Origin of the sequence: Campylobacter showae (genome assembly GCF_900699785.1) — a bacterium.
GTDB classification, from domain to species: domain Bacteria; phylum Campylobacterota; class Campylobacteria; order Campylobacterales; family Campylobacteraceae; genus Campylobacter_A; species Campylobacter_A showae_D.
Map to the genome: position 1 here is coordinate 320,641 of NZ_LR535679.1, position 16,649 is coordinate 337,289.

The 16,649-nt window shown below is 47.4% G+C and carries 16 protein-coding genes and 1 pseudogene; 4 read left to right on the plus strand and 13 right to left on the minus strand.

The genetic code is table 11. From position 1 onward, the window contains the following. Positions 1-175 precede the first annotated feature (175 nt). The 13 genes and pseudogenes from cmoA to E4V70_RS01575 form a co-directional block, all read right to left on the minus strand. Positions 176-880, minus strand: a complete 705-nt coding sequence (gene cmoA / locus E4V70_RS01520) for a carboxy-S-adenosyl-L-methionine synthase CmoA (RefSeq protein WP_122862200.1) — start codon at positions 878-880, stop codon at positions 176-178. Next, positions 877-1,758 (minus strand): bifunctional riboflavin kinase/FAD synthetase, encoded by an 882-nt coding sequence (locus tag E4V70_RS01525; RefSeq protein ID WP_122862199.1) that lies wholly within the window; start codon positions 1,756-1,758, stop codon positions 877-879. The genes cmoA and E4V70_RS01525 overlap by 4 nt, the downstream gene beginning before the upstream one ends. Continuing rightward, positions 1,724-2,770 (minus strand): SAM-dependent methyltransferase, encoded by a 1,047-nt coding sequence (locus E4V70_RS01530; protein WP_232037873.1) that lies wholly within the window; start codon positions 2,768-2,770, stop codon positions 1,724-1,726. The genes E4V70_RS01525 and E4V70_RS01530 overlap by 35 nt, the downstream gene beginning before the upstream one ends. A gap of 45 nt (positions 2,771-2,815) precedes the next feature. Continuing rightward, positions 2,816-2,890, minus strand: a pseudogene (locus tag E4V70_RS11180) (23S rRNA (cytidine-2'-O)-methyltransferase TlyA); the annotation flags it as partial. Further along, positions 2,880-4,823 carry an NAD-dependent DNA ligase LigA gene (gene ligA / locus E4V70_RS01535; RefSeq protein ID WP_122862197.1) on the minus strand — a complete coding sequence of 648 codons (1,944 nt, stop codon included), beginning with the start codon at positions 4,821-4,823 and terminating at the stop codon, positions 2,880-2,882. The gene ligA and the pseudogene E4V70_RS11180, both read right to left, overlap by 11 nt. A 24-nt stretch (positions 4,824-4,847) precedes the next feature. Next, a complete protein-coding gene (gene folP, locus E4V70_RS01540) occupies positions 4,848-5,984 on the minus strand; it encodes a dihydropteroate synthase (RefSeq protein WP_122862196.1) in 1,137 nt (378 codons plus the stop codon). Further along, positions 5,981-6,601, minus strand: coding sequence for a DNA polymerase III subunit delta' (locus E4V70_RS01545; protein ID WP_122862195.1), 621 nt, complete (start codon positions 6,599-6,601; stop codon positions 5,981-5,983). Before E4V70_RS01545 ends, folP begins: the two co-directional genes overlap by 4 nt. A gap of 3 nt (positions 6,602-6,604) precedes the next feature. Beyond that, on the minus strand, positions 6,605-7,147 hold the full coding sequence (locus tag E4V70_RS01550) for a HobA family DNA replication regulator (RefSeq protein WP_009495895.1): 543 nt from the start codon (positions 7,145-7,147) through the stop codon (positions 6,605-6,607). After that, complete coding sequence (locus E4V70_RS01555; protein ID WP_122862194.1) at positions 7,144-8,343, minus strand: aspartate kinase; 1,200 nt, start codon at positions 8,341-8,343, stop codon at positions 7,144-7,146. Before E4V70_RS01555 ends, E4V70_RS01550 begins: the two co-directional genes overlap by 4 nt. Beyond that, positions 8,343-8,810, minus strand: coding sequence for an RNA pyrophosphohydrolase (locus tag E4V70_RS01560; RefSeq protein ID WP_122862193.1), 468 nt, complete (start codon positions 8,808-8,810; stop codon positions 8,343-8,345). The genes E4V70_RS01555 and E4V70_RS01560 overlap by 1 nt, the downstream gene beginning before the upstream one ends. Positions 8,811-9,027: 217 nt before the next feature. Beyond that, positions 9,028-9,789 carry a hypothetical protein gene (locus E4V70_RS01565; RefSeq protein WP_122862192.1) on the minus strand — a complete coding sequence of 254 codons (762 nt, stop codon included), beginning with the start codon at positions 9,787-9,789 and terminating at the stop codon, positions 9,028-9,030. A 40-nt stretch (positions 9,790-9,829) separates the two neighbouring features. After that, positions 9,830-10,966 (minus strand): PepSY-associated TM helix domain-containing protein, encoded by a 1,137-nt coding sequence (locus E4V70_RS01570; RefSeq protein ID WP_122862191.1) that lies wholly within the window; start codon positions 10,964-10,966, stop codon positions 9,830-9,832. An 88-nt stretch (positions 10,967-11,054) separates the two neighbouring features. Continuing rightward, positions 11,055-13,016, minus strand: a complete 1,962-nt coding sequence (locus tag E4V70_RS01575) for a TonB-dependent receptor domain-containing protein (protein ID WP_122862190.1) — start codon at positions 13,014-13,016, stop codon at positions 11,055-11,057. A 114-nt stretch (positions 13,017-13,130) separates the two neighbouring features. Between E4V70_RS01575 and E4V70_RS01580 the strand changes: the two genes are divergently transcribed. The 4 genes from E4V70_RS01580 to tatC all read left to right on the plus strand — a co-directional run bounded on the left by E4V70_RS01580 (position 13,131) and on the right by tatC (position 16,626). Beyond that, positions 13,131-14,081 (plus strand): helix-turn-helix domain-containing protein, encoded by a 951-nt coding sequence (locus E4V70_RS01580; RefSeq protein WP_122862189.1) that lies wholly within the window; start codon positions 13,131-13,133, stop codon positions 14,079-14,081. Between the two features lie 268 nt (positions 14,082-14,349). Further along, positions 14,350-15,402, plus strand: coding sequence for a radical SAM family heme chaperone HemW (gene hemW / locus E4V70_RS01585; protein WP_122862187.1), 1,053 nt, complete (start codon positions 14,350-14,352; stop codon positions 15,400-15,402). Positions 15,403-15,466: 64 nt separating this feature from the next. Next, on the plus strand, positions 15,467-15,871 hold the full coding sequence (gene tatB / locus E4V70_RS01590) for a Sec-independent protein translocase protein TatB (RefSeq protein WP_122862186.1): 405 nt from the start codon (positions 15,467-15,469) through the stop codon (positions 15,869-15,871). After that, positions 15,871-16,626 carry a twin-arginine translocase subunit TatC gene (gene tatC / locus E4V70_RS01595; RefSeq protein ID WP_122862185.1) on the plus strand — a complete coding sequence of 252 codons (756 nt, stop codon included), beginning with the start codon at positions 15,871-15,873 and terminating at the stop codon, positions 16,624-16,626. Before tatB ends, tatC begins: the two co-directional genes overlap by 1 nt. The last annotated feature ends 23 nt before the right edge of the window (positions 16,627-16,649 follow it).

Sequence of the window (16,649 nt, forward strand, 5' to 3'; positions counted from 1 at the left end):
CCGGAATTTGTAAATTTGACTGCAAATTTGAGCGTAAAACGATAAGGCGAAGTATCGTGAGATGATTTTTTGGGGTTGTGCGGTAAATTTTTGGCGAAGATAGAACGCGTAGTTCATCGAGCCAAAATTTTACAAACTCCACAAAAAGCACTCGCGAGGCAAGCCGTTAAATTTCTTACTTAAACGCGACAAACGTCGCAAAATTCGCCCATCTAAACATACACTCCACGTTTCTAAACCCCACATTAAGCGCCAAATTTCTATTTTCCGCTTCAGTGTATGGTATAAGCACGTTTTCTAGCGCCTCGCGTTTTTGCGAGATCTCGTAGCGCGAGTAGCCTTGTTCGAGCTTGTATTTTTCGTAGATTTCGATCATATTTTTGCTTAGCATCTTGTCCTCAAAAATGAGCTTCTCGCTAAAAACAAACACGCCGCCGTCATTTATCGCGCGGTAAATTTTAGCTACGAAATCCTGACGCTTAGGCGGGCGGATAAACTGCAGCGTATAGTTCATCAAAACGGCGCCCTGCGCGTCAAATCCGCACTCTAAAATGTCCGCTAGCTCAAGCTCGATCCTAGCGCCGTAGGCCTCTATCTTGGCGCGCGCGTTTTGCAGCATGGCAGGCGCGTTATCCACGCCTTTTAGCGCGAGATCGCTTCTTTTGCTCCAAAGGGCTAGCAGCGTCGAGGCCGTCGAGCAGCCAAGGTCTATCGCGCTTGCTCCTTGCGGTAAAATTTGCGCTAAAAAATCGGCGATCAGCTTTTGCGAAGCCTCGTAATACGGCACCGAGCGCCCGATCATATCGTCAAACACCGACGCCACGCTCGCGTCAAATTCAAACTGCTTTTTTATCGGCTCTTTAAAGATTTCATCCTTCACGCTTTACTCCTTTGAGGCGTAGCGTCGCCCACGACGTAGAGATCGCACACGCCGACGAACTCCATCGCCTGCTTGATGTCGATACCAATTTGCTCTTTTAGCTCCTCTAGGCTTTCAAATTTTCGGTTATCGCGCAGCCGTTTGATAAAGCAAACCGCGACGTCGCGGGCACCCTCGATATTTTCGTTTAGCACGTGCGTCTCGACGCTAAAGTTGCCGTCCGTGCTCACGCGGTTGCCGATAAAGGTAACCGAGCCGTAGGTCTTGTATCCGATGCGGGTCCTCGTCGCATATACGCCCTCGCGCGGCAAAAGGTAGTTTTTGATATCCAAATTTAGCGTCGGTACGAGCTCGCGCGACCCGATGCCCTGCCCCTTTATCACGCAACCTTCGATAGAGTATTCGCGGCCTAGCAGGCGGTTTGCCTTGTAGATCTCGCCCTGCTTGATATACTCGCGTATAGCCGAGCTATGCACGCCCATACCGTCAAAGCAAACCTCGTCTACTACGACCACCTCGCCGTCAAAAATGCGCCGCAAATCATGCTTGTCCCACGCCCTGTTTCGCCCGAAACGAAAATCAAATCCCACGACGATTTTTTGCAGATTTTTAAAATCCCGCTTCAAAAGCGCGATAAACTCGTCGCCGCCAAGCCCCTTTATACTTTCAAAATCATACAAAAAACACGGATAGCTCGAGTACTCGGCGCGCTTTAGCTTTGGCGTGATGTTGGCCTTGTTTTTGTCGATCACGACTAGTCCGCCGTACTCGCCCAGCTGCTTTAAAAGCTGCTTGTGGCCGCGATGCACGCCGTCAAAGTGCCCGATCGCGACGGAAGTGATATTATCTTTTGTTAAAAGCGTAGAAAAATTCGGCATTTCCTTCCTTTCCTTTTACCTCGCATTCGAGCATTTGGCGCATTATCCAGCCCAAATTTGCCGCCGCAAGCTCAAATTTCGCCCTCGCCTCGCGCACGGCTTTTGCGTCCGTTACGACGCCTTTTTTATTTCGCTTGGCCGTCCTGCCGACCTCAAACTGCGGCTTAAAAAGCAGGATAATATCGCAGTTTTCGCCTGCTAGAGCGTCGATGGAGGGCAAAATTTCTTTAAGCGAGATAAAACTCACGTCGCAGGTGATGAGATCAAATTTGCGTGCGAGGTTTTTGGCGGCGCGGGAGTCAAATTTTGCATTTTGGTTTTTTGCTGCGAAATCTACGTCAGTCAAATTTGACTCGTCCGTCCTAGCTCCAGCCTGCGTTAAATTTGACGGCGAAAAAGCCGGTTCGCATGGCTCGCTTAAAAATCCGTCCCGCTCGGCAAAATTTAATTTGCCTAGATTAAAATTCGGCTCGATTTGGTTTTTTAAATTTTGCTCTGTGCCGTTAAATTTACCGTCTTTGGCCAAGCTTTGACACCCCGCCGCAAACTCGCGCACATCGGTATTCTCAGCCACTTTCACGCGCGCATCGGCTCTCAGGCTTTTATCCAGCTGCGAGCTGCCCACATCTAGCGCCATAACGCTTTTTACGCCGTTTTGCAGCAAAATTTGCACGAATCCGCCCGTGCTCGATCCGACGTCTAGGGCGTTTTTGCCTTTGACTTCTAGCGGATAAGCCGCTAAAAAGCTTTTTAACTTTAGCGCGCCGCGTCCGACGTAGATTTCGCCGACGAGCTCGATCTTTGCGCCGTTTGAGTTTAAATTTAGCTCGCCGTTACGAGCTTTTTCGCACGCAGTCTCGGGGGCGTCCGCTAAATTTACGCCACGTAAATTTTTAGTTTCCGCTACCGCGCCCTTTTTGGCGCCGCCATTTTTGCCATCACTCAAATTTACGCTTACCGTAACGTCTAAATTTAGTCCGTCTGAGCCGTCAAATTTATCAAATTCGCCCACCTCAAAGCTGGGCTTAGAACAAATTTTGCCGTTAAGCAAAATTTTTCCGTTTTTTATGAGCTCGGCGGCTTTGTTTCGGCTGATATTTAGGCGGCTTGCGACAAATAGATCAAATCTCAATCATCCGCCTTAGCTCATCTTCTGTTATCGTCGCGACACCAAGCTCACGCGCTTTCTCCAGCTTGCCGCCCGCCTCATCGCCGTAGAGGACGAAGTCCGTTTTATTACTCACCGAGCCGCTTACTTTCGCGCCGTTTGCTTCCAAAATAGCCTTAAATTCATCCCTGCCCTTGCTAAGCGTGCCCGTTATCACAAACGTCTTGCCGCTTATCGCGCTTTGCTTTGTCTCAAAACTCTGCGCTTGCGGGCTAACAAAACGCAAAATTTCATCTAAATTTTGCCTATTTACCTGCATAAACTCGGCATAGCTCTCCGCCATCGCCTCGCCGAATCCCTCTATCGCGGCGACCTCGCCAAAGCTTAGCTCGCGCCAGTTTTGCGGGTAAATTTGCGCTATCTTTTTGGCGGCTACCTCGCCGATATGCTCGATGCCAAGGCTCGCTATAAAGCTGTGCAAAGCGGGTGTGCGGCTAGCCTCGATGGCGCCGAGCAGATTTGCGATCTTTTTATCTTTAAAGCCCTCGAGCTTCACCAAATCCTGCGCCGTAAGCTCGTAAATGTCGGCGATTTTAGCGACCAAGCCCGCTTCAAAAAGCTGATTTACGATTGCTTCGCCAAGACCGTCGATATTTAGGCACTTTTTGCTCGCAAAATGTATGAGCGAATTTATCACGCGAGCCTTGCACTCGATGTTTTGACACTTTACAAAAACTCCCTCGTCTAGTAGCATCGACCCGCATACGGGACACTCGCGCGGCCTCTCTATCGGGGTTTGCGAGCCGTCTCTGCGCTGTTTAAACACGCCCGTGATCTTTGGTATCACGTCGCCTGAGCGGATAATGCTGATAAAATCGCCCTTTTGTACGCCTAGACGCTCGATTTCGTCGAAGTTGTGCAGCGTGGCGGACTTTACGATCGCGCCGTCGATATTTACGGGCTCTAGCACGCCCACCGGAGTCACGACGCCGCTGCGCCCGACCTGAAACGCCACGTCAAGCAGCAGCGTGGTCTTTTCGATCGCGGGAAATTTATACGCGACCATAAATTTAGGAAATTTCTCCGTGTAGCCCAGCTCCTCGCTAGCCGCGATACTCTGCACGCGCACCACGAGGCCGTCCATCATAAAGGGCTTGCTATCTCGCTGCGCTACGAGTTGCTTATATGCTTCCTCGATCTGCTCGGCAGTGCGGCAAATTTTAAAAAACTCCTCGCGCTCAAAGCCCTGCGAATAAATAAAATCCATCATCTGCGAGTAGGTTTCAAGGCCCAAATTTTGCTCGCCGTAGCCCCAAGGCTTAAACCTCAGCCTGCGCGACGCCGTCACGGCGCTATCTAGCTGGCGCAGACTGCCGGCGGCCGCATTTCTAGGATTTGATAGCTGCGGCTCGCCCTTTTGCGCGCGGGCGAAATTTATCTCGTCAAAGTCGTTTTTAGCGATCACGACCTCGCCGCGGATCTCGATCCTGCCGTTATAGGCGATTTGTAGCGGGATATTTTTGATAACTTTTGCGTTGCTTGTTACGTCCTCGCCCGTTATGCCGTCGCCGCGCGTGATGGCTCGCACGAGAGCGCCGTTTTCGTAGAGTAAATTTAAGCTCGCGCCGTCAAATTTAGGCTGAAGCGCAAACTCCAGCCCCTCTTTGTCGCCGCGCTTTAGCCACGCTAGCAGCTCATCAAAACTAAAAATATCCTCCATCGACCACATGCGCGCGCCGTGGCGAGCCTTGACAAAGCCCTCGCTAACCTCGCCGCCCACGCGCTTTGTCGGGCTAAATATCGAGATATCGCCTGGATTTGTCCTCTCAAAATCAAGTACTTTACGATAAAGCTCGTCGTACTCCTCGTCGGTGGCTATGGGCGCGTCGTCGGTGTAGTAGGCCTTCGCCCACGCGTTTAGCGTATCTACAGCCTCTAAATACTCTTTTTTATCCATTTTTCCTCGTTAAATTTGCTTTACTTACCACGCCGCGAGCTTTCTCATCGCGTTTTCCAGCCTAAACATCTGCGCATGCTCGGCCACATCGTGAGTGCGGATGATCTGTGCGCCGTTTCTAAAGGCCTCAAGATGCAGATAGAGGCTGCCCGGCAAGCGGTCTTTTATCTCGCTGGGGCTATAAAAATTTATGACCGATTTTCTGCTAGCGCCCGCTAAGATCGGTAAACCGAAGCGTAAAAAGTGCTCCAAATTTTTTATCAAAACCATATTTTGCTCCGCCGTCTTGCCAAAGCCGATTCCCACGTCTAGCACGATATCGCGGCATCCAAGATCCTGCGCCGCGGCGATCTTAGCCTCAAAAAACGCGTCTATCTCGCCTAACAAATCATCATAATGCGGGTTATCTTGCATATTTTCTGGGCTATTTTGCATGTGCATGAGACAGTAGCTCGCGCCGTACCGCGCAGCTAGAGAGCAGAGGCTAACGTCGCCCGTGATATCGTTTATCATCTTAAAGCCGTGATTTAGCGCGTACTCTAGGCAATACGCATCAAAGCTATCCAGGCTAAATATCGCCTTTTCATGCAAATTTAGGCGGTAAATTTCGGCTACTATCTTTTCAAGCCTGGCAAATTCGACCTCGCGTCCGACGTATTTGCTGCCGGGACGCGAGCTAACTGCGCCCACGTCGATATACTCGGCGCCCTGCTCGATCATCGCTTCGATCTTTTCGATACCGCTTTTTTCGTTCACGCGGCTTGCGGTGTTAAAGCTATCCTCATTTACGTTTACGACGCCCATTATCTGCGCGCGCTGCGGTTTTTTAAACGGAGATTTTAAAAATTTGGCCAAATTTTTTAGACCAAAATCCTGCGCGGACTCTTTTTTGGCAAGTGCATGCACTTGCGCATCGGTAGCCATCAAAAGCGCGACCGAGTTTGCACCGTTTAAAATCACGTCGCGGTTAGTCACGAGTTCCGCGCCTACACTTAGTGCGTCTTGTTTTAGTATATTTGCGGCAGGCGAGCGCAAATCTTTAATCAAAAAAAAGTTGATCGCCGACTTTTTTTTCATCAAATTTCGCCCCTCGTCGCTAGGACGGATAATCTCGCAAATCTCGTTAAAGTCGGTCTGCGGATTGATTTTAAAAATTTTCATCTAAGCCCTTTTTCGTAAATCATAAGAAGTATCGGCGTAAGAAGCGCGTGGGTCTTGGTGTTTAGCTCAGCTAGGCGCACAGCTTTGAAAAAATACTCAAGCTCTTCGGCGCTAAATTTGACCCCCTGCGCCGTAGCCTCGAGAGCTATGGCGGCGATTAGCTCTTTTAGATCGTTTTTGCCGAGCTTTTCGGAGCGCTCGAGTGCTGATTTTTCATCGATAAACGCGCAAATTTCTTTTAGCTCGAGACGTTTGTAATCTAACCCCGTTTTTTCGCGCTGCTTTTTTTCGAGCCTGTTTTCGGTGACTAGGCGCGAGCGAACGGTCGGCAGGAGCATATTTTTCGACTCGCAGGCTATGATAAAAAAGATATTTTTAGGCGGTTCCTCGATGATTTTTAGTAGAGAGTTTTGAGCCTCGACGCGGAAATTTTTAGCGCCTAAAACTAGTAGCTTAGGCTCGCTCTCCGCGATGTAGGCCTCGGCGACGACCTCTTTTGCGTTTTCTAGCAAAAAGTCCTCGGCGAAAAAAAATCTAACCGAATTTACGCCGTAAAGCCCTAAAATTTCCTCTTTTAAGGCTTCAAAATCGCTCGTGATTACGATTTTGCTTCGCATAGACTAAAGCGTTACTTTCGCAAATAATGCAGCGTCTATGCTCTTATCAAAGAGCCTAAACAGCGACAAAAGCTTAATATCTAGCGCGCCGTCGGAGGAGCTTAGATAAAAGCTATTTTGCGCCTGCTCGTCAAAAAGCCACATGTAGCTATCGTCCTTGCCTTTGGCGATCTGCGAGCTTTTTTCCGCGCTTTTGCCGACGTAAAAAAACACGTAACCGTTTGGAAAAGCAAGGCTAAGCATGTCTAAAAGCAGCGAGACTTCCTCTTTTGAGCCGATATTTTCAAAAGACGGATAAAGCGCCTTTAGCGAGAAAAAAGGCAGCACCGGGCGAGCGTTCGTAGGTTTGTTTATATTTTTTAAAAAATACTCCTCGAACCAGCCGCGCTCGCTATCGGTTATCAAGATAAACGCGCGCCCTTCGAGTAAAAATTTAAGCTTCGAGGCGAGCAAGGGCGTCCACTCGGTGCGCCTCTCCTCCATCCAGCTCATCAGCGAACCCTCCTCGCGGATGGCTTCTAGCGTCCATTTTATAAAATCGCTCATTTATCGAGTTTATAAGCTTCGTGTAGTGCGCGAACGGCTAGCTCGCCGTATTTTTGATCGACGATCATCGAGATTTTTATCTCGCTGGTCGAGATCATTTGGATATTTATACCTTCGTTTGCTAGCGTTTGAAAGGCTAGAGACGCCACTCCGGTGTGGCTTTTCATACCTACGCCCACGACCGAGACCTTAACTATCTCGTCGTTGTATAAAATTTCCCTCGACGCGCTTAATTTATCCATGCACTCTTTTGCGACGTGAAGTTCGTTTTGCGGTACGGTAAAGCCGAGATTCGTCGTGCCGTCCTGGCCTACGTTTTGGATTATCATATCCACGTTTATGTTTTTTTCTGCAAGCGCGGTGAAAATTTCAGCCGCGATGCCCGGCTTATCGACCACGCCTCTTAAAGTTACTCTAGCTTGGTTTTTATCTAGCGCGATACCGCTTACTAGCACTGCTTCCATACTCTCTTCCTTTGTTATTAGTGTTCCTTCGTTGTGATTAAAGCTGCTTCTGGTGACTAAATTTACGTTTAGCTTTTTAGCTAGCTCGACTGAGCGGTTTTGCAGCACCTTTGCGCCTAGGCTCGCAAGCTCTAGCATCTCGTCGTAGCTGATTTTATCTAGCTTTTTGGCCTTTGGCTCGATGCGAGGATCGGTTGTATAAACTCCGTCTACGTCGGTGTAAATCTCACAAAGATCCGCATTTAGCGCGCCTGCGATCGCCACTGCGCTAAGGTCGCTACCGCCTCGTCCCAGAGTTGTCGCGTCGCCCTTTTCGTCTATACCCTGAAAGCCCGCTACGACGACGATCTTGCCTGCCTTTAGCTCCTCTTTCATACGCTTAGTATCTATCGCCTCGATCCTAGCCTTGGTATGCACGCTATCTGTTATGATGCCCGCTAGCCTACCGCTTAGACCTACCGCCGGGTAGCCTAAATTTATCAGCGCTATCGTTAAAAGCGCGCAGGTAACGCGCTCGCCAGAGCTAAGCAGCATATCCATCGCCACGCCGTCGGGAGCCTTCGTATAATGCTCGGCGTACTCCACCAGCTGATTAGTCACGCCGCTCATAGCCGAGACCACGACTACGACGTCCGCGCCGCTTTTTTTAGTCTCTATGACTCTCGCGGCGACGTTTTCTATCCTCTCAAGCGTCCCAACGCTCGTGCCGCCGTATTTTTGGACGATTAACATTAAATAAATCCTTTCTCTTTAAAGTAGCCGATAACCTTACCGTAGATCGGCTTTTTGAAGTGGTTTACGTCGCTCAAAACCTCGCTTGAGTTTATAAATCTATATTCGTCAAATTCGGGCTTTTTAGTGTTTATATTTATTTTCGCGCTAGGCCTTAGCCGCACCAAAAAATACTTTTGCGTCTGCCCGTCAAAGTTATAAAATTTCCTACTCGTCGTACCCTCAGGGAAGTCGTAGCTAAGCCACTGCGGATACTCGCTAAGCACGTCCACGTCGTCCGTGCCTATCTCCTCTTTAAGCTCCCTTTTTAGAGCCTCGCGCGGCGTCTCTCCCTCGTCTATGCCGCCCTGCGGGAACTGCCAGATACCCGTCATATCGCACCTTTGCGCGATAAATATCCTGCAATCAAACGGATAAGAGGGCGCAAGTATGACCGCCGCGACGTTTGGTCTATATTTCTTTTCCATCTTTTTTTCCGAGAATTTTTAATTGTGGATTTTAACGAAAAATAGTTAAGATATAGCTAAATATCGCGAGGTTAGCGGAAAAATTTGACGCTTAGGCTTAAAATTTTTATTTAAATTTTTAAACTACGAATTTTACTTTTTGCGGCGCGGTAAAATTTGCGCGTTTTGCTTGGTTATCCATCAAATTTTACCGCCTTGATAGCTAAATTTAAGCCGCCTATTTTAGCTCCAGTATCGCCCGCACCTCTTCGTCGGTAAACAGACTCGCGCTTTCGTGCTTTTTGCGCTCAAGCGCGGCTTTGGGCTCGGCGCGCGATGTCAAATTTTGCCCAGACTCGTTAAAATCAAACAACGCAGCCTGCGCAGAATCATCCGAAACCGCCGTTTTTGCGGCTTGGTTTGAGGTAGCCGTTTTGCCAAACGAAGCCGTTTGAGTAGCTCCGCCAAAGATAGAAACTTCTTGCGCAGCGGTAGTTTGCGTGCTCTCAGTTAGAATCGTGGTTTTAGGCGCTTCGCTCAAAGAGCCGGTTTGCAAGATAACCTTTTCCTTGCGGCTGCCGTCTTGATACGGCGTAGCGTTCTGCATTTCTTGCAAATTTTGCTCCTGCGCAAAAGCGATTTTTCGCTCGCTCTTAGGCATTAAATTTTGCTCAAATTCGGCGCCGTCAATCGCCTGGCGCGCATTTTCAAATTTAACGTTTTCATCAAATTTAACCGCCGTAGCCTCGCCGCTCTCGTCAAATTTCTCATCCTGCAAAAACAAAGATTCGTCCGATAAAAGCTCGTCCCGCTCGTCTTGCCGCGCAAAAAGTTCGCTTACGTTGATAGCGTCCTTGTTATCCGCGTCTTCGCCCGGCGCCTCCTTGACGTTTTGACCGAGCTCCTCGATGCCCATTATACGCAGGCTCGGCATCACGGCCTTAAAGCTTTGCAAAATCGGCAAAAAAGAGCCGTCAAATCCATCTAAAATCACTCGCATATTTAGCCTTTTTCAGTTTTTTCGAGCGATTTTATCAAATTTATCTTTTGAGCCGTTTTAAGCTCATCCAAAAGCCGCTTATAACGAAAAACAAAACCGATGCCGAAGCTAAACAAAATATAAATTTACCAACCTCGCCCAAAAAATATCCCGAATGCAAGCTTAAAACCGCTTTATGAATCGCAAAAGGCCTTGGCATCGAGCTTTTAGCGTCGTCAAACCTCGCATGCCTAGCAATTTGCCCCTTGGCGGCGTTTATCGTCATCGTATTTACCTTATCGTCCTCTTCCAGCCCTTTGTCAAAGTAAAATATCATAAAATTTTCGCCGTCTTCTTGCGTGATGACATTAAAAAGCTCGTAATCACCTCTATCTCGTTTAAAAATATTTATCGCGGCCTCTAAATTTGCTATCTTAGCCTCGTCCTCCAGCGAAAATCCCCTCACTTGCGTAAAGCTCTTTTTTCTAAAAATTTCTTTTTCGCCAAGCGCGTTATTTACGAGCTTTGCCGCCCAGTCGTACGACCAGTAAAGCCCCGTAACGCTCATAAAGGCTAAAAATAAACAAAGATAAACGCCGGCAAATCCGTGCAGGCTGTACAAAAACGCATAGCCTCTGGCCTTGATTTTTAGAGCAAACGCGCGCATAAATTTAGTTTTAAAACTAGGATAATAGATTATCAATCCAGATATAACCAGAACAACTAGAACAATACTGCAAACTGCAACGATATGCTTACCGATAAGCCGTAGCGTCTCGTTTTCGCTAAGCCCAAGGCCTAAGTTAGTATGAAAATTTAACATTAGTCCGATAAATTTATCGCCGAAATTTTCACCCGTTATCTCGCCCGTGTATTGGTTTATAAAATACGACTTAAACTCGCCTTTAGCATTCGTGCCAGATACGCCTATAGCGTGATTTGCGTCCGAGTTAATCTTGTAGTAGCTAAGCGTAAAATTTGGTTCCCTAGCTTTAAAAATATCTAAAATTTCTCTCGCGCTAAGCTCTTTTTCGCCTCGCTCGACGAAGGTTTTTTGCGAGTTTGCAAGGTCTATAATCTCGTCGTGATAGGATATGACCGCGCCGCTAAGAGCGACGATAAGCAGCGGCAAAACACAGGCTAGGCTTAAAATCAAATGGACGTTAAACCAAAATTTCTTTTTCTTTAAAAACGGCATCTTTCTCCTTAAATTTAAGCTCAAATTTTAAAAACCGGTAGCAGGGCGGCGATCGCTACGCACCGCCCCCGCTTAAATACGGCTAAATTTAAAAATTTACGTTAAATCCGAGTCTATATTTGATCCCGTCGGCGATTAAAATTTCGTAGCGTCCGGATTTTGTCGTTACGTATTCGTTAAAGATATTATAAACGCTAAAATTTACGCTCGCGTTTTTAGTTAGCTTGTAGCTTGCGCCCGCGTCAAATAGCGTATAATCCTTTATCTCCTCGTCACCCGGTAGGCCGTAAACGGCTCTGGTTTTGCCCAGATAGTTCATCTGCGTCCAAAAATTTAGATCGGGCGTCGCGTCGTAATCAAGCCCTATTTTTACGGTATGAACGGGTAGATTGTTTAGAGATTTGCCCTCGTACGCGCCCGATTTTTGCTTTGATCTAGTGTAAACGTAGCTTGAGTGCAGGGCTAAATTTGATAAAATCTGCCAGTCTGAGGCGAGTTCGACACCCTTTACTTCGGCTTTGCCGATATTTACGCTCTCCCAGATACCGCGCCTATAGGTCTTGCCGTTATGCACGCAAGGAACGCCCGGGCGTGCGACGCAAACCGGCTTAGTGCCTAGACCGTCTTTTATCCGCGTATAAAACGCCATCGCCGAGACGTTAAGGCTCTCGTCCCCATATGCGACGCCGGCCTCGTAGTTTAGGCTGGATTCGGGCTTTAGGTCGCTTTTACCCAGCTGTGCTCCCATACCGCCGGCAAAAGGCAGAGCAAGCCCGTCGGTTCGCATCTTGATATCAGGCGTCGAGTAGCCTGCCGATACGCCGCCTTTTAACGATAAATTTTCGCTTAGATGATATACGGCATAGCCGCGCGGAGATACGTGTCCGCCGTAGTCTTTATCGTGATTATACCTTAGACCCGCAGTTAGCGTGAGCGCGTCGGTCACGTCAAAATCGTCCTCGCCGTAGAGCGAAAAATCATACCTTTTTACGTTTGCGGCGTCGGCCGTCGTTGCTTTTTCGTTTAGCCTTTCTCTTCTGTATTCAGCCCCAAGGCTCAGCGTGTTGTTATCAAAAAAATACGTTCCCTTGGTATTTAGCGTCGTCGTTTTTAGCTTGAGATCTTGTTGTCCGCTTTCTTTCATATGATCGTGGGTTAAAAAGCTTTCAAGCAGCAGTTTGTCGTATTTGCCCGTATGCGAGAGCGAGGCGGTATATCCGCTCATCTTTTCAAACGCAACGCTCGTATTATCGCCGGTAGCTCTTCTTAGCGTCTTGCCCTCGGTGCGCTCGTATTTATTTACTACGCGGCGTAGATCCAGAGCTATTTCGTCGTTTTCGGTGGCGTTATACATGATTTTCGCGCCGAAATTTACATCCTCGTTTTTGCGGTTCGTAAAGACTCGCTCGTCTTCGAATTTATGAAAGTACCGCCCGTAAAGCGCGATGCCTAACACGTCCGGGATCACTGCGCCGTTTACGTAAAAGCCGGTTTGGTAGTCATCGTTTATCCCGCTTTTTCCCGCAAGCGTGTAGTAGCCGTTTACGTTTCCGCTAAATTCGTTTGAAAAGCCCTTGGTGATGATGTTTATGACACCTCCCATTGCGTCCGAGCCGTATAGCGAGCTCATCGGGCCTCGCACGATTTCGATACGCTCGATCGTGTTTGCCGGCGGGAGGAAATTTTGAGCGCTACCGACCGCGCGAAGCCCTCTATATGCACTATCGCTGGTCGCAGGACGGCCGTCTATTAAAATTTTAGTGTATTTTTGACCAAGTCCTCTCATCGTGATACCGCGTCTGCTAGCAGCTCCCAGCGTCGCTCCAAACACGCCCGGAGCGTCTTTTACGACGCTTTCTATATCTTGATGGTTGCGCCTAGCTATCTCTTTTTGCGAGATTACCGAAACGGAAGCAGGCGCGTCTTTGATATTTTGCTCAAAACCCGTCGCGCTAGTTACGGTAACTTCGTTTAGTTTTACTTCATCGGCCGCCTGCGCGCAAGATAGTGCTAGGCAAGCTAGCATAGAAATTTTAGGCATACTTTTCATCTTTAAACTCCTTATTTAAATTTAAACCCTATTTTACTATAATCAGATAATTATTATCAATACTCTGATAAACGGTAGAAGGATTTTTTGTTAACGCTAAAAGGATAAAAGCAAATGAAAGTCGAATTTAAAGATATTTTACGCGCAAACGAGCAAGAAATCGCGCAAAATTCGGCGCGCTACGGACAAAGCGCGTGGCAAGAGCAAGATAGAAAATGCAAGGTCGAGTTTTTTAAAGGCACAAGCGGCGCAAGCTACTGCAAGAGCGAAATAATCTGCAATAAAAGCGTAAAAAGACGGCTTGAAAGGAGCACTGGATACTGCTTTTTGCTCTTTAACGACGCAAGAAAGGACGCCGGGCTTAAGGCGGGTAAAAAAACTTTTTGCCTAAAGGCCGGAGAGTTTTGGACGGGGCGCGTGGATAGCGGATTTGAGGGCATTTGCGAGTATCAAAGCAGCAGCTACGCCGGGCGATGCATCGTGCTAAAAAATGAGTTAGCCAGCGAGTTAGCGGCTTTTAAAAATCTAGGCGAAGAAAACGAAATCTGTATCCAAACGGCTAAGATAAATTTAGCCCAAAGCCTGATTTTACGAGAGCTTTTAGCCGTGAGCGAGTTTGAGGGTAAGATGCGCGAAATCTTTATGGAAGCTAAAATTTTAGAACTAATCTATAAAAGCCTAGGCGCGCCCAAAACGCCCGAAGCCGATGAAAAAAAGCGCGATTTTAGCGACGAATACGTAAAAATTTTAAATAAAGCGAGGCAAATTTTACTAAGCGACGTCCAAAATCCGCCCAGCATAAAAGAGCTAGCTAGAGCGTGCGCGACGAATGAATTTAAGCTAAAAACGGGCTTTAAAAGCTACTTTGGCGATACGATCTACGGGCTGCTAGCAAGCGAGCGGCTAAACGCGGCGAAAAAACTTTTAGAGCGCGGAGACGTCTGCGTGAGCGAAGCCGCAAAAATCGTAGGATACGCCAGCGCTCCGCACTTTGCAAAGATTTTTAGAGAAAAATTCGGCGTTTTGCCGACGCAAATTTTAAAACAAAAGAAATTTTATACGTAAATTTAACGCTCTTGTAAGGCTTTGCGGGCGTTAAATTAAAATCAAAATTAAACGTATCGGCGCGACTTTTTAAATTTAACGGGCGGCAAAAACGGCGGTAAATTTTAAAATTTAAAAGCTTCAAATAGCTTACCGGAGTCGGTTTTGCGCCTAAATTCGGCCTAATTTTACCGTAAACCGGCACGCAAGCTTGCACAAAAGCAAAATATCAAACGTCGCGCAATAAAGCCGTAAAATCTGCTAAAATACGGCAAAAACAAAGGTCAAAATGCTTCTTTACGTCCACATCCCTTTTTGCGAGAGCAAATGCCCATACTGCGCCTTTGGCTCGGTGGTGGGCAAACGAAATTTAACGAGCGCGTATTTTGACGCGATGGTTGCGGATTTTAGGGAGCAAATTTTAAAATTTGACGTAAAAAAGGGCGAGATCGAGACGGTTTTTATCGGAGGAGGGACGCCAAGCGCCGTGGATGGGGGCTACTATGAGCGGCTATTTGAAGCAGTCGCGCCATATCTTGCGGCAAACGCCGAGATCACGACGGAGGCAAATCCAAACTCGGCAAGCCTAGCGTGGCTATCGCAGATGAAATCATACGGCGTAAATCGCGTAAGCTTCGGTGCTCAAAGCTTTTTTGAAGATAAGCTGAAATTTCTCGGGCGTATCCACGACGCGAGGCAGATCTACGAAGCGGTCTCAAATGCCAAAACCGCGGGGCTAGAAAACATAAACGTCGACCTCATCTACAGCACGAAGCTAGACACCAAAAAACGCCTCGAGCAAGAGGCGCAAAATATCCGAAATTTGGGCGTTTCGCACGTGTCGGCGTACTCGCTAACGCTTGAGGAAAATACACCCTTTGCCGGCAAGATAAACTACGCAAAAGATAGTCCGAGGCTAGCTAAATTTATGATAGATCGCATCGAAGAAACCGGACTAAAACAGTACGAAATCTCAAATTTCGGTCAAATTTGCAGGCATAATCTTGGCTACTGGCAGGGCAAATTCTACCTTGCCATCGGCGCTTACGCAGTCGGATTTTGGCGCGATCATCGCTTTTATAACGCTTCAAATTTAAACGCCTACGTCAAAAATCCGCACGCTAAAAAAATAGAAAATTTAAGCGCGGACGAGCTAAATTTAGAGCGTATATTTTTAGGCGCTAGAAGCATCGTGGGCATCGATCAAAATAGCCTAAACGCCGAGCAAGAGCAAAGAGCGCGGCTGCTAAAAAATAGCGGAAAATTAAAATTTAAAAACGGGCGATATTACGCCAAAAAATTCCTTACTGCGGATGAAATTTCTTTATTTATCGCAGGCTGATTTATGCAAATTTGAGATAAAAAACGCTAAAATGAGCGCTTTAAATAAAAATTTAGGATAAAAAATGTTTGGCATGAGCTTACCCGAGATCATCGTCATAGCCGTCATTGCGGTGCTATTTTTGGGCCCTGATAAGCTTCCTAGCGCGATGGTCGAGATAGCGAAATTTTTTAAAACCGTTAAAAAAACGGTCAATGACGCAAAAAGCAGCTTCGATCAAGAGATAAAAATCCAAGAACTCAAAGAGGACGCGAAAAAATACAAAGAAAGCATCGCAAAAACAACTGAAACGGTGCGAAAAAAACTCACCTTTGAGGAGCTAGACGAGCTCAAAAAGGGCGTAAACGACGTCACTAGCGGCATCACAGACGGCATAAACGACGTAAAAAAGAGCGTCGAAGCGGTCAAAAACCCGGGCGAAGCCGTCAAAAACGCCGTACTGGGCGATAACGAGAAAAAAGAGGCGTAATGTTTGAAGAGCTAAAACCGCATTTAGTAGAACTTAGAAAAAGGCTTTTCATCAGCGTCATGACCGTGATCGTGATGTTTGTAGTGTGCTTTAGCTTTTGGAATCAAATTTTAGACTTTATCATCGCGCCACTGCAAAACACTCTGCCCGATAACCAAAAAATGGTCTTTCTCGAGGTGCAAGAGCCCTTTTTCGTAGCGATGAAGGTGGCGTTTTTCACCGGTTTTTTGTTTTCGTTGCCGATTATTTTTTGGCAGTTTTGGCTGTTTGTAGCACCCGGGCTTTACGAAAACGAGAAAAAATACGTCATACCGTTCGTGATCTCGGCGACCTTTATGTTTCTCGTTGGCGCGGCGTTTTGCTACTACGTCGTCGTTCCTATCGGTTTTGCTTTCCTTATAAATTTCGGCCAACAGCTCTTTTCTGCGATGCTAAATATCGGCGGCTACGTCGGCTTTTTTACGAAACTAGTCATTGCATTCGGTATCGCGTTTGAGCTTCCCGTTATCACCTTTTTCCTCGCCAAACTCGGCCTAGTCGATGACAAGATGCTTAAAAACTCTTTCCGCTACGCTATCGTCGTGATTTTTATATTTGCCGCGATCATGACGCCTCCGGATATCCTCAGCCAGTTTTTGATGGCTGTGCCTCTTATCGGTCTTTACGGGCTTTCTATCTTTATAGCCGCCCGCGTAAATCCGGCTAAAAACGAAGAGCCAGAGCAGGAAACCGGCGAAGAAAAAGAGGACGAATAATCATGAAATCAAGTAGGCTAGCC

Coding starts and splice junctions, on each gene's coding strand:
- tatC (WP_122862185.1), top strand. CDS start 15,871: ATGTTTGAAGAGCTAAAACCGCATTTAGTAGAACTTAGAAAAAGGCTT.
- E4V70_RS01565 (WP_122862192.1), bottom strand. CDS start 9,789: ATGCGAGTGATTTTAGATGGATTTGACGGCTCTTTTTTGCCGATTTTG.
- E4V70_RS01550 (WP_009495895.1), bottom strand. CDS start 7,147: ATGAGCGATTTTATAAAATGGACGCTAGAAGCCATCCGCGAGGAGGGT.
- folP (WP_122862196.1), bottom strand. CDS start 5,984: ATGAAAATTTTTAAAATCAATCCGCAGACCGACTTTAACGAGATTTGC.
- E4V70_RS01555 (WP_122862194.1), bottom strand. CDS start 8,343: ATGTTAATCGTCCAAAAATACGGCGGCACGAGCGTTGGGACGCTTGAG.
- ligA (WP_122862197.1), bottom strand. CDS start 4,823: ATGGATAAAAAAGAGTATTTAGAGGCTGTAGATACGCTAAACGCGTGG.
- E4V70_RS01580 (WP_122862189.1), top strand. CDS start 13,131: ATGAAAGTCGAATTTAAAGATATTTTACGCGCAAACGAGCAAGAAATC.
- E4V70_RS01575 (WP_122862190.1), bottom strand. CDS start 13,016: ATGAAAAGTATGCCTAAAATTTCTATGCTAGCTTGCCTAGCACTATCT.
- E4V70_RS01525 (WP_122862199.1), bottom strand. CDS start 1,758: ATGCCGAATTTTTCTACGCTTTTAACAAAAGATAATATCACTTCCGTC.
- hemW (WP_122862187.1), top strand. CDS start 14,350: ATGCTTCTTTACGTCCACATCCCTTTTTGCGAGAGCAAATGCCCATAC.
- tatB (WP_122862186.1), top strand. CDS start 15,467: ATGTTTGGCATGAGCTTACCCGAGATCATCGTCATAGCCGTCATTGCG.
- E4V70_RS01560 (WP_122862193.1), bottom strand. CDS start 8,810: ATGGAAAAGAAATATAGACCAAACGTCGCGGCGGTCATACTTGCGCCC.
- E4V70_RS01545 (WP_122862195.1), bottom strand. CDS start 6,601: ATGCGAAGCAAAATCGTAATCACGAGCGATTTTGAAGCCTTAAAAGAG.
- E4V70_RS01570 (WP_122862191.1), bottom strand. CDS start 10,966: ATGCCGTTTTTAAAGAAAAAGAAATTTTGGTTTAACGTCCATTTGATT.